The 12,843-nt window shown below is 39.5% G+C and carries 8 protein-coding genes; 7 read left to right on the top strand and 1 reads right to left on the bottom strand.

Annotated features, from left to right (window positions below; translation table 11 throughout):
• Window positions 1–16: 16 nt before the first annotated feature.
• Window positions 17–2,251 (bottom strand): NADP-dependent isocitrate dehydrogenase, encoded by a 2,235-nt coding sequence (locus tag FTT92_RS13320; RefSeq protein WP_180172348.1) that lies wholly within the window; start codon window positions 2,249–2,251, stop codon window positions 17–19.
• A gap of 1,122 nt (window positions 2,252–3,373) precedes the next feature.
• Here FTT92_RS13320 and FTT92_RS13315 point away from each other — a divergent pair.
• The 7 genes from FTT92_RS13315 (at window position 3,374) to FTT92_RS13285 (ending at window position 12,843) form a co-directional block, all read left to right on the top strand.
• Window positions 3,374–4,651: a sensor histidine kinase KdpD gene (locus tag FTT92_RS13315; RefSeq protein WP_180066678.1), complete on the top strand. Its 1,278-nt coding sequence runs from the start codon at window positions 3,374–3,376 to the stop codon at window positions 4,649–4,651.
• Between the two features lie 117 nt (window positions 4,652–4,768).
• Entirely contained in the window at window positions 4,769–7,528 is a 2,760-nt protein-coding gene (gene glnE, locus FTT92_RS13310; protein ID WP_180172347.1) for a bifunctional [glutamate--ammonia ligase]-adenylyl-L-tyrosine phosphorylase/[glutamate--ammonia-ligase] adenylyltransferase, read from the top strand.
• 18 nt (window positions 7,529–7,546) lie between these two features.
• Window positions 7,547–8,473, top strand: a complete 927-nt coding sequence (locus FTT92_RS13305) for a branched-chain amino acid transaminase (RefSeq protein WP_078191262.1) — start codon at window positions 7,547–7,549, stop codon at window positions 8,471–8,473.
• A gap of 83 nt (window positions 8,474–8,556) precedes the next feature.
• A complete protein-coding gene (locus FTT92_RS13300; protein WP_180172346.1) occupies window positions 8,557–9,450 on the top strand; it encodes a mitochondrial fission ELM1 family protein in 894 nt (297 codons plus the stop codon).
• Window positions 9,451–9,537: 87 nt separating this feature from the next.
• Entirely contained in the window at window positions 9,538–11,016 is a 1,479-nt protein-coding gene (locus tag FTT92_RS13295) for a phosphoethanolamine transferase (protein ID WP_180094880.1), read from the top strand.
• Between the two features lie 179 nt (window positions 11,017–11,195).
• Window positions 11,196–12,215 (top strand): glycosyltransferase, encoded by a 1,020-nt coding sequence (locus FTT92_RS13290; protein ID WP_180085528.1) that lies wholly within the window; start codon window positions 11,196–11,198, stop codon window positions 12,213–12,215.
• Complete coding sequence (locus FTT92_RS13285) at window positions 12,199–12,843, top strand: YrbL family protein (RefSeq protein ID WP_180085526.1); 645 nt, start codon at window positions 12,199–12,201, stop codon at window positions 12,841–12,843. Before FTT92_RS13290 ends, FTT92_RS13285 begins: the two co-directional genes overlap by 17 nt.

The raw sequence follows: 12,843 nt of genomic DNA, 5'->3' as shown, positions 1-12,843 counted from the left end.
TTAGTTTTGCATCAACTTATTGAGCAGCCTCAAGAGCAGCATTTAAAGTTGCGCTTGGACGCATTACAGCATTTACTTTTGCTGTATCTACAGCGTAGTAACCACCGATGTCCGCGGCTTTACCTTGAACTTCAGCAAGTTCTGCAACGATTTTTTCTTCGTTTTCAGCAAGTGCTTGAGCAAGAGGAGCGAATTTCGCTTTAAGCTCTGCATCTTCGTCTTGCGCAGCAAGTTCTTCAGCCCAGTATTTAGCAAGGTAGAAGTGGCTGCCACGGTTGTCAAGTTCGCCAGTACGACGTGATGGAGACTTGTCATTGTCAAGCAATTTACCAGTCGCAGCATCAAGTGTATTTGCAAGAAGTTTAGCTTTCGCGTTGTCTTCTTTAATGCCCATTTCTTCTAGAGAAACCGCAAGAGCCAAGAACTCACCTAAAGAATCCCAACGTAAGTGGTTTTCTTCAACAAGCTGTTGTACGTGTTTAGGAGCAGAACCACCGGCACCAGTTTCGTACATGCCGCCACCTGCCATTAAAGGCACGATAGAAAGCATTTTCGCAGAAGTACCAAGCTCCATGATTGGGAACAAGTCAGTGAGGTAGTCACGTAAAATGTTACCAGTTACAGAAATTGTATCTAGGCCGCGAGCAACACGTTCAAGTGTGTAACGCATCGCACGTACTTGAGACATGATTTGAATGTCTAAACCAGTAGTGTCGTGGTCTTTCAAGTAAGTTTGAACTTTCTTGATGAGTTCGTTTTCGTGTGGACGGTATGGGTCAAGCCAGAAGATCGCAGGCATGCCAGAGTTACGTGCACGAGTTACTGCAAGTTTCACCCAGTCGCGGATCGGAGCGTCTTTCACTTGACACATACGCCAGATGTCGCCTTCTTCCACGTTTTGAGACATCAACACTTCACCTGTTTCAAGGTCAGTGATGTTTGCAATACCTGCTTCAGGAATTTCGAAAGTCTTGTCGTGTGAACCGTATTCTTCAGCTTTTTGCGCCATCAAACCAACGTTAGGTACAGTACCCATAGTGCGTGGGTCAAAGTTACCATTCCATTTACAGAAATTGATCATTTCTTGGTAGATACGCGCGAAAGTAGATTCAGGCATTACAGCTTTACAGTCGTACTGTTTGCCGTCAGCACCCCACATTTTACCGCCACCACGGATCATTGCAGGCATAGATGCATCTACAATTACGTCATTAGGTGAGTGGAAGTTAGTGATACCTTTTGCAGAATCAACCATTGCAAGTGCAGGACGGTGTTCTTGGCAAGCATGTAAGTCAGCAATGATTTCTTCACGAAGAGAAGTCGGAAGAGTTTCAATTTTTTCGTAAAGACCAGACATACCGTTGTTGATGTTAATACCTAACTCATCAAACAATTTGCCGTGTTTTTCGAATGCATCTTTGTAGTAAATCTTCACACAGTGACCGAAAACGATTGGGTGAGACACCTTCATCATGGTCGCTTTTACGTGTAGAGAGAACAAAATGCCTGCTTCTTTACAATCATCTAATTCTTTTTCATAGAAGTCGCAAAGTGCTTTTTTGCTCATGAACATTGAGTCGATGATTTCGCCGTCTTGAAGCGCAACTTTAGGCTTAAGAACAACAGTTTCACCAGACTTAGTGATCAATTCCATTTTTACATTGCGAGCGCGGTCTAAAGTCATAGACTTTTCGCCGTGGTAGAAGTCACCTTCATCCATGTGAGAAACGTGAGTTTGTGACCACTGCTTCCATTCGCTCATAGAGTGCGGATGTTTCTTCGCGTAATTTTTTACTGCAGTAGGCGCACGACGGTCAGAGTTACCTTCACGAAGTACAGGATTTACAGCAGAACCTAGGCATTTGCTATAACGTGCCTTGATTTCTTTTTCTTCCTCAGTCGCTGGGTTTTCTGGGTAGTTCGGAATTGCAAAACCTTTAGACTGTAATTCTTTAATGCAAGCAGTTAATTGGCCAACTGAAGCACTGATGTTCGGAAGTTTGATAATGTTTGTGCTTGGATCTTGGGTTAATTGTCCAAGCTCTGCCAAGTTATTTGGCACCTTTTGTTCTTCGCTTAGATAGTCTGAAAATTCAGCGAGTACACGTGCTGCAACTGAGATATCGCGTTTAACGATTTCAACGCCAGCAGGTTTAGTAAAGGTTTCAATGATCGGCAGCAGAGAGTAAGTCGCCAATAATGGCGCCTCGTCGGTCAGTGTGTAGATGATAGTTGACTTTCCACCAGCCATATATAGCCCCTTGCTTTAGATTGTGTCTTTGAGGTCCGAGCTTGTGGCTCGCCTCTATGAACCGATTTGCTTAAATAAAACTATGAAAGTATCGGGGTTCATTGCTTTTCAGTCAACGCAAGATCCTGTGATGTGGTCATTTCGTAGAAAAATGATACAAAAGAAGTGCAGTTTGACGCCCAATTTTAGCGCAAAACCGAGAAGGGAAATATTGAAAGCTTGTTATTCATAGCTTAAAGCTATTGAACGATTAAATTTATATCATTTTTTGGGGGCTGATCTGTTCTTTATGGCTCGTTCGAGTTTTAGTTGTAAAGCAAAGCGTTTGATAGGTCAAACCGAATGCCTTAACTTTTAGGTGTAGATTTGGTGCGAAAGTTCGAAAATTAGTCAGGATTGGGGACTTTATTAAAGAACGACGTGAGTTTGATGCCCCGTTTGACTTTGAATGGTCGCGGAATGTTTATGCGATAACTTATATATCTGATGAATAAGGCATGGCACTTTTTCAGCTTCAGTCATTTGGGTGAATGAGTTCATGTGCATTAGAAGCATGAAACGAATCTTTAGCTCAGTTTAATAAAGTAAAAGCGAGCAAGTATGGTTTAATGCTCAAATGACACACACAACTGATAAAAACTAATAAATTAGTCTAATAGAAAAACTTAAAAATAGATTCATTTAGTGTAGCTGACTGAAACGAGCATCCTGATGAGTAATCTGGTCATAGAATAGTCATAAAACTCACTATTTTTTGTGATGTATTTAAAGAAAATTAAACCCAGTTTTTTAGGTCTTATGTAAATGAATATTTCTTTTGGTCATGTTTTTAGTTTGAATAAAACGCGAAAAGTACGATTTAAAATAAACAGTCAATAAAATTTAAATTAATTTAAGTTTCTAATTTTATTGTTTTAATTTTTGTTTTACCTTTAATGTTATGTTCTTTATAGATATTTTTATTTTCTAATTGGATGAAAGTTCGATTAAATAGCGTATTCGTAAATGATGTTTGTCTTTTTGTTGGGTTTTGTTATTGAGTGTTTGGGCTATTTTTGCTATTAATCTTGAACATAACAGTTGGTTTTTATCTTTAAGATAAACCCTGAGGAGAGCAACGGGATGGCTTTACGTTTACTGGATATTGGTACACAAACCGAATTATTAACTGCCTGTCGTTTGTCTTTATTGATGGGGGTTTATACGGACGACAACCGCATTGCAGAATTTTTAAAGTTCGCGCGTGGTATTGTGCAAGTCGATAATGCTGTCCTCGCATTTAAAAATGAACCTTATATATGGTATGCGTCAGAGCACATATTTAAGGCCTTTATGGCCGAAGCTGATGATGATCGTCTAGATCAGTTTTTTGCTGAACATTCTCGTATAGACCGAGACGCTGAAAATTACCAAGCTTATTCCGACTATATGCAAGAACTTGGATTAGGGCATCAGCGTTTAGTAGCTTTTGATTTAAAATATGATCAAGAATCTATCGGTAAAGTTATTTTATTCGATGATCAAGTTACTGCATTTGAAGCCAAACAATTAAAGATCGTTGAAGAATTTGTACAAAGTCTAGTCAATATTATTCAACTTCGTGTTGAAAATGCCGAATTAAAAGAAGCCTATGAACAGCAGTCGGCACTGAATTTTAGTAAGACTAAATTTTTCCAAATTATTGCGCATGATTTAAGAGCACCTTTTCATGGTCTACTTGGATTTTCTGAAGTTTTGGCACAGGAGCGTCATACCTTAGATGATTCGAGTGTGCAAAATATTGCAGACTATTTATATGACACCACACAATCGACGTATAACCTCTTAGAAAGCCTGTTGAACTGGGCCATGGCAGAAGGTGGTCGCTTTGTTTATCACCCGATTAATTTTGATTTACATCAGTCTGCAAAAATCGTAAGTGATGTCTTAAATAGCTTGGCTGTGAAGAAAAATATTCGACTGATCAATGCCGTGCCTGAAGGCATTAAAGTCAATGCAGATATCAATATGATCACATCAGTGATGCAAAACTTGGTGTCAAACGCATTGAAATTTACCCATACCGATGGTAGAGGTGTGGTGACGATTTCAGCCGATCGAGATGGAGAACGGGTTGTATTCACTATTCAAGATACTGGATTGGGGATGACCCAAGCTCAGATTGATGATTTATTTCAGCAAAAACTGACGGTTAGTATTAAAGGTACGGCAGGAGAACGTGGTACGGGGTTGGGTTTAGTCCTTTGTAAACGTTTTGTGGACTTAAATCAGGGTGAAATTGTAGTGAACTCGAAAGAAGGTGAAGGCACACAATTTAAAGTCTGGTTGCCACAGGCGACGAGCCTGCATCAAACCCTAAATACCGAGAGTAGCAGTGCACAGAAAGATGCGACCTTATAAAGATGGAACCTTAAGTGAACTTTAATACGCATCTATTGGTATAAAAGCCTAAAAATACTTTTCCCTAAGCGTTATCAACTGTTATAACTAGAAAAAAATCACGCTAGGGTTTGTGAAATGAATGCGGAGCAATTGCAGAAAACATTACGTGCCAGTCAATATGCTGAACAGGTGCTCGGAATCCATCAGGCCAGTTTAGAACAAGACTATGCAATTGATCAGTTTCAAACCTCGCTCAGTACAGCACAAATTCAACATTTTGTCGCAAGCAGCCTTGCCGATATCCAAGATGAAAATAGTTGGATGCGTGCAATTCGTGTGCTGCGCGCACGTCTGATGTTTCGTTGGATTTGGCAAGATGCCAATCAACTCACCGATGTCGTCACCTTAACTCGAGAGCTTTCAGACTTTGCTGATGCGTCCATCTGTGCGGCAAAAGATTTTGCGCTGAATCCGTTGATTGCGAAATATGGCGAACCGCTAGGCTATAAGGGGAAAGTTCAAGACCTGATTGTGGTTGCCATGGGAAAACTGGGTGCACAGGAACTTAATCTTTCAAGTGATATTGATCTTATTTTTGCCTTTGATGAACAGGGCGAAACCAATGGTCGAAAATGTATCGATGTACAGCAGTTCTGTATTTTGTGGGGCCAGAAATTAATTTACTTGCTTGACCATATTACGGCAGATGGTTTTGTCTTCCGTGTGGATATGCGCCTTCGCCCATGGGGTGATGGTTCTGCCTTGGCAATCAGTCATGCGGCATTAGAAAAATATTTAAGCCAGCATGGACGTGAATGGGAGCGCTATGCTTGGATTAAGGCACGTATCGTCACGGGCGGTAAAGAAGGCGCCGAGTTACTGGAAATGACCCGACCTTTCGTCTTCCGCAAATATGTCGATTACACCGCTTTCGAAGCTATGCGTGACATGAAAGCCATGATCGAACGTGAAGTGCTACGTCGTAATATCGAAGATGATATTAAACTCGGTGCAGGCGGAATTCGTGAAGTTGAGTTTATTGTTCAAGTCTTTCAGCTCATCTATGGCGGTTCAAAACTCGAGTTGCAAGACCGTCAATGTTTAGTGAGTCTGCATCATTTAGGTGAAGTTGGATTATTAGAAAAAACCGCAGTTGCTGATCTAGAAGATGCATATTTATTTTTACGTCGTATTGAACATGCGATACAAGCGCTAAATGATCAGCAAACCCAATCGTTGCCCCATGAGCCTGAACCCCGCCAGCGCATTTTAGATACTTTAGGTTTTGCATCTTGGGATGACTTTTTGAATGTGCTCAATCAGAAACGTGCCAAAGTCATTTACCAATTTGAGCATCTTATTAAAGAAAAAGAACCCGATCCGTTATTGGAAAGTTTTAGTCATTTAGAAGCCCAGTTGAACGATGTTCTAGATGATGATGCCAAAAATTTAATTCACGAATTTTGGTATGGACATGCGCTGAAAAAATTACCTGCCAAAGCTGTACAGCGCTTAAAAACCTTTTGGCCACATCTCATTGAGGCGATATTACAGTCAGATAAACCTCAGGTGGCCTTACTACGTCTCATGCCTTTGGTGGAGTCGGTGCTGCGCCGTACGGTCTATTTGGTGATGCTGATTGAGAGCAAAGGGGCATTACAACGATTAGTGAAAATGGCAACAGTGAGTCCTTGGATCTGCGAAGAATTGACGCATTATCCCGTGCTGTTGGACGAGTTTTTGTCGATGGATTTTGAGCTGCCAAAGCGTAAAGATTTAGAAGACTCTCTACGTCAACAACTGCTTCGAATTGAAATTGATCAAGTCGAAGACCAAATGCGTGTTCTTCGATTATTTAAAAAATCCAATGTCTTAGCAGTAGCTGCTAGTGATGTTTTGGCAGAAAGTCCGTTGATGAAAGTGTCGGATGCATTGACCGATATTGCTGAAGTGTCAGTGAATGCAACCTTGCATTTGGCATATCAAATTGTTGCCAAAAAACATGGCTATCCAATTGATGCAGAAGGGCAGCGTTGTTCGATTGATCACACGGCTTTCGCGGTGATTGGTTATGGCAAGGTGGGTGGCATCGAGCTGGGTTATGGTTCGGACTTGGATTTGGTGTTTATTCACTATATGGATGAACAAGCCGATACCGATGGACAGAAACCAATTAGTGGCTTTGAATTTGCCATGCGGGTTGCACAAAAATTTATGTCCTTAATGACCACGCAAACCCTAGATGGTCGAGTGTATGAAGTGGACACACGTTTACGACCTTCGGGAGAGGCGGGGTTATTGGTGACCAGCTTAAAAGCTTTTGAGCAATATCAACATAAAAATGCTTGGGTCTGGGAGCATCAAGCTTTGGTACGTGCCAGAACCATTGCAGGCGAGCACAGTTTACGGATTGAAATTGAAAACTTGCGCTGCAATATTTTGACGCAGCCACGAGATGAGAACAATGTTCGTGCAGAAGTGCTCAAAATGCGCCAAAAAATGAAAGACCATCTAGGTTCTTCTAAAGAGCAGCAAAAAGATGGAATTTTTCATTTAAAACAAGATGCAGGTGGTATCGTTGACATCGAATTTATGGCACAGTATGCAGTATTAGCATGGAGTGGGTCGAATCCCGATCTCGCCCATTACTCTGACAACGTACGAATCCTTGAGGATGCCGCAAGAACGGATTGCTTATCCAGCGCCGATGCGACAGCATTGATTCAAGCTTATCTCCGTGAACGAGCCGAGAGCCACCGTTTAGCACTTGCGAATCAATCCATGCAAGTTTCAGCTGACGATTGGCACGATACCCGAGTGGTCGTTTGCAAGCTATGGCAAAGATTAATTGATCCAACTGCAACGTTTGCATTGGATAAAAATGACTGTGTATAAAAATTTGGAGTGTGTGCCATGAACTTGGCTGATCGTGATGGTTTTATTTGGCAAGATGGACAATTGGTTGACTGGCGTGAGGCGAAAACTCACGTATTAACACATACATTGCATTACAGCATGGGTGTGTTTGAAGGCGTCCGTGCTTATGAAACTCCGAATGGAACGGCTATTTTCCGTTTAAAAGAACACACTAAGCGTTTATTAAATTCTGCAAAAATTTATCAAATGAAAGTCCCATTTGATCATGCAGCATTAGAACAAGCTCAAATTGATGTAGTTCGTGAAAACAAATTGGCTTCTTGCTACCTACGTCCAATTATTTTTATTGGTTCAGAAAAATTAGGTATTGCGGCAACTGACAATACCATTCATGCCGTTGTTGCTGCATGGAGCTGGGGTGCTTACCTTGGTGATGAAGCGATGGCGAAGGGTATTCGTGTTAAAACGTCTTCATTTACGCACCATCATCCAAACGTGACCATGTGTAAAGCAAAAGCATCTGGTAACTATACTTTGTCCATTCTTGCACACCAAGAAGTGGCACATGCTGGCTATGACGAAGCAATGTTACTCGACCCACAAGGTTATGTATGTCAAGGTTCAGGCGAAAACGTATTCTTAGTTCGTGATGGCGTGATTCATACTCCTGACATCGCGGGTGGTGCACTTGATGGTATTACCCGTCAAACCATTATTACGATTGCGAAAGACCTTGGTTTTGAAGTGGTTGAACGTCGTATTACACGTGACGAATTCTATATCGCTGATGAAGCATTCTTCACAGGTACTGCTGCTGAAGTGACGCCAATCCGTGAATATGATGACCGTCAAATTGGTGAAGGTTGTCGTGGTCCAATCACTGAGCAAATCCAAACTGCATTCTTTAATGCGGTTCAGGGTAAAGACCCTAAATATGCGCACTGGTTAACTTACGTAAAATAAGCTGATCGGTTAAGATGAAAAGGCGAAACTAAGTTTCGCCTTTTTTATTGGCTTGAAGACATTGAATTTTTGGGAAAGTGACTATGCATATTGTTTATGTCAGTGATGGTAAAGCAGGACATCGCTCACAAGCTTTGGGTTTATTTAAGGCCATGCAGCGCCAATCTCAGGAAGCAGTCACATTTCAAGAAATTTCAATTGATGATTTGCCTATAGTGACACTTATTTCTGCGCTATTTAGCCATCAGCTTCATGCCGTAGAACACGAGCCAACTTATATTTTTGGCGTCGGCAGCCATACACATTTTCGAGTATGGCTGTTGGGCAAAGTGTATAACAAAGCCAAAACCATTATTTTAATGAAGCCAAGCTTGCCGTTTGCATGGTTTGATTATGCAGTAATTCCACAGCACGATGGTATTCAGGCATCTAATAAAGTACTAACGACACAAGGTGCGTTAAATCCTATTGTAAATGAAGAACGGCATCAGCATGGTCGAATCCTGATCGCTTTGGGTGGCTCTTCAAAACGCCATCAGTGGAATGCAGCTAAAGTACTTCATGCAATTGAACAGATAGTCGAGCAGAATCCAAATTCAGAAATCATTTTGACCACTTCACGGCGCACACCAAAAGCGTTTTTAGCAGAATTAAAACAGTTAAAGAATATTGAAAAAGTACAGATTTTCCCAGTTGAAGACACTCCGCAAGGTTGGATTTTCGAAGAAATGCAAAAAGCCGAAGCGGTTTGGGTAACTGAAGATAGTGTTTCAATGATTTACGAGGCTCTCACCGCGGGTTGTAAAGTCGGGGTGATTGAAGTGGATCGCTTGAAGGAAGACCGGATTACCAAGTCTGTAGATGAAATTTTAAGACAAGGTTTGGTGTCATTACAGACGACTTTAACTGACTTGAATCTCGCTAGCGAATTTAAAGAAACTGACCGTATCGCCAAAAAGATTGTACTCGGTCCCTAAAGTATAGATAATACCCGACGAAAAATTTCTACCAACATTTCAGTCTATCTTGGAAATGTTTGAATAATATTACAGGGTTGTCAGGTCATGCTAAAAACCTATTTGTTTCCGCTTTTGCTTTCGATTGGGTTTTGTATTGGCTTAGGTTTTTGGGACTATTTATCTGAAATCAAAGATGCTCCTTTATTCTTTGTTTTGGTTCTTTCGAGTACGTTTTTTTTCATTGCTGTAAAACAATTACATAGTCGTATTTTTAAGTACATTTTCCTTGCGCTGTTTTTTGTCATTAGCCTGTATATTGCAAGTGGGACGGGGTTCTTACAAGGGCACATGTCTTTGGGAATCGTGGCATCGATGTTCCAAAGCAATACCAATGAAGCCTTTGAATTTTTATCTGTAGTTAATCCTAAATATATTGTTTTTGCCTTAATTATTTTTTTAAGTCTCTGTTTTTATATTTTATTTTTTAATCAAGCTAATCAGGGAAATTATCGCAAGCTGATTTTGGCACTTATCTTTATTGCTAACTGCGTCAGTGTGTTTGGTGTTCAAACTGCACTGGCGACGGTTAAATATAAACAAGAAGAGGCCAAGCTCCTTGAAGATAATGTGCAAGATGTCGATTGGCAAATTCAGCAGGTGAATGCTAGCTATGATAATCAAGTGATTATCATTGGTGAGAGTGTTCAGCGAGACCATTTATCACTCTACGGTTCGAAAGACGATACCACACCTTTTTTAAATCAGATGCCGCTGGATGTTGTAGATCATTACATCGCAACTGCACCGAATACGGTAACTAGTCTGACTCGTACGCTGACTTTGGTTGATCAAAATCGTGAACCGCAGATTGCAAAAAATGTTGTAACGCTAGCAAAACAAGCGGGTTATAACACCATGTGGATTTCAAATCAGGGATTTATGGGGAAAAATGATACGGCGATTTCTAAAATTGCGATTCATGCCGATCATCAGTTCTTCCTGAAAAGTGGTAACTATATGTCGAGTAATATTGATGACGACAAAATGGTCGAAATATTACAGGCCCAGTTAAAAAAATATGCCAATCAAAAAAATGTAATTTTTATTCATATGATGGGTTCACATCCGGATGCGTGTGAACGTCTGTTTAAGGCACCACGTATGTATGCGAATAAACCTGAAACGATTAATTGTTATTTATCTTCTATCAATAAGTTGGATCACTTTATAGAACAGATATATACTTCATTGAAGGCTGATCAGCGTAGTTTCAGTGTGACGTATTTTTCAGATCATGGTATGACCGTGGATGAAGATTCATATCATGTAGATAATGATTTTAAAGATAATTATCAGGTTCCATTTTTTGTATTACGTAGCGATGCACAGGCAAAAAACCACTATAACAAGACTGTGAGTGCCTATGATTATATGCATATTTATGCAGATTTATTGGGGGTGAAAACACCATTATTAGATCCTAAAAAATCGTTGGCGAATATCGAAGATAATCAAAATGTCACCGTTTTTGATTGGGATGAGTATGTTTCTTATCAAGATTTAGATGAAAATGAAATGAGATGATCTGGAGTTAAATAAAAATAAATAAAATTAAAATCTTACTGTTTAGATCGTAGGAAAATTACACATAAATTTTTATTAAAGTTTGAAAGATTTTTTTGTAAAATAGTCTAGGTTTTTTATTGTTGGTAAGTTTTAGAAATCTGTTGTTCGATGCAGTTAGATCATTACTGAGTTAATTTATGAAAATATTACATATTAATAATTTTGCGTTTAAAAAATCAGGTGCAGAATTCTACAATACTGATCGAAAAATCTCGGCAGGTTTGGTTTTAAATGGTCATCATGTTTATGATTTCTCTTTTCATGATATGGCGTACTATGGAACAGTATGGAGAACGAAAAAAATTGGGAAAAAGTGGGCGAATGAAGAAGTTATAAAAATTGTTGAAAACTTTGAGCCAGATTTAATTTTAATTGGACATTCTTCTTTATTGAACTGTGAAACATTAAAAACAATCAAATCAGTTTATCCACAAACTAAAATTGCATTTTGGTATGTGGACTGGATTTGTGTGGAAAAGAAAGCGAATTTTATTAAAGAATGGTCTCCATATTTAGATACTATTTTTGTGACAACAAGTGGTGAACTCCTCAAAACGTTGGGTCATGGAAATACAGTGGCTTATATGCCAAATATGAGTCTAGATACTATCGATAGCCTAAAAAATTTTGAAAAAAATGAATTTGAAAATGAGCTGGTATTCTGCGGTTCATCATCTGATCAAGAGCGAACCAAGTTTATCCGTAGTTTGCAAGCGAAAATTAAACATATTCCGGCGCGTTATTGTGGATTTGACCAAGATCCAAAGGTTTTTGGGGCGGGCTATTTTAAAGTCCTCAGTCAGTCTCGTATGGGATTAAATTATTCACGGGCTAATTCATTAGACTTATATACTTCAGACCGTATCACGCAACTTACAGGTAATGGTCTGTTGACCTTTACACCTCGTATTCCAGGATTTGAAACTTTATTTTCGGATAAAGAAGTGGTCTACTTTAGTCATGTTGATGAATTGGCAGATCAAATCAATTATTTTGCACATCATCCGGCAGAAGCTCAAGAAGTTGCAAAAGCAGGTTGGAGCCGGACACATTCTAGTTATAACTCTAAACGCGTAACAAAGTTTATGTTAGAGACAATTTTTAAGCAGCCTTATACTGAAGACTATGAATGGAAGGCACATGTTTTCAATTGCTGAGTTGGAATCTGCACAGTATCTGGGCGAAGGTGCAAATCGTTATTGTGTTGTTTCTCCATTTGACCCCAAGATATGTTTGAAAATAGATTTGCCTAAAGAACGCCGTCAAATTAAGAATTGGCGTCAAAGGCTACAGCGTTTTTTAAGTACTCAGTTTTATCGGTTTAATGAAAATTATATTGAATGGTCCGCTTATCAACGTTTACAAGCTCATATTGATCAGAATGAATTAAATAGATTTATTGCAGCGTGTTTAAAACTGGAGGTTATTGAAGATCAACTGATTCTAAGTTGTGAATTAATTCGAGATGAACATGGGGAAATTTCTTTGAGCCTACATCATTATTTAAAGCATAAAATGCCTTTAAATATAGATGGCGTATCTCAATCGATAGATCAATTAACCGATTGGCTGATTCAATATAATATTCCTCTGTTTGACTTAAATTCGGGTAATTTAGTTGTCCAACACCATCATGAAGGCATTCGATTAAAGTGTATTGATGTGAAATCCACATTCAAGAGCAAAGAAATTATTCCATTATCTTACTGGTCTAGAGTATTGATGCATAAGAAAATTCGTCGTCGTGCAGAGCGTCTTAAACAGTTAATACGAAAAACTATGTAG

This window comes from Acinetobacter sp. YH12023 (assembly GCF_013420135.1).
In the GTDB taxonomy this organism is placed as follows: domain Bacteria; phylum Pseudomonadota; class Gammaproteobacteria; order Pseudomonadales; family Moraxellaceae; genus Acinetobacter; species Acinetobacter amyesii.
Note: the sequence above shows the minus strand (reverse complement) of the source record. Positions and strands in the feature narration are given on the sequence as shown.

What these genes read in the sequence shown, in the direction of transcription:
- FTT92_RS13295 (WP_180094880.1), top strand. Translation starts at nt 9,538, where the DNA reads ATGCTAAAAACCTATTTGTTTCCGCTTTTGCTTTCGATTGGGTTTTGT.
- FTT92_RS13315 (WP_180066678.1), top strand. Translation starts at nt 3,374, where the DNA reads ATGGCTTTACGTTTACTGGATATTGGTACACAAACCGAATTATTAACT.
- FTT92_RS13285 (WP_180085526.1), top strand. Translation starts at nt 12,199, where the DNA reads ATGTTTTCAATTGCTGAGTTGGAATCTGCACAGTATCTGGGCGAAGGT.
- FTT92_RS13300 (WP_180172346.1), top strand. Translation starts at nt 8,557, where the DNA reads ATGCATATTGTTTATGTCAGTGATGGTAAAGCAGGACATCGCTCACAA.
- FTT92_RS13320 (WP_180172348.1), bottom strand. Translation starts at nt 2,251, where the DNA reads ATGGCTGGTGGAAAGTCAACTATCATCTACACACTGACCGACGAGGCG.
- FTT92_RS13305 (WP_078191262.1), top strand. Translation starts at nt 7,547, where the DNA reads ATGAACTTGGCTGATCGTGATGGTTTTATTTGGCAAGATGGACAATTG.
- glnE (WP_180172347.1), top strand. Translation starts at nt 4,769, where the DNA reads ATGAATGCGGAGCAATTGCAGAAAACATTACGTGCCAGTCAATATGCT.
- FTT92_RS13290 (WP_180085528.1), top strand. Translation starts at nt 11,196, where the DNA reads ATGAAAATATTACATATTAATAATTTTGCGTTTAAAAAATCAGGTGCA.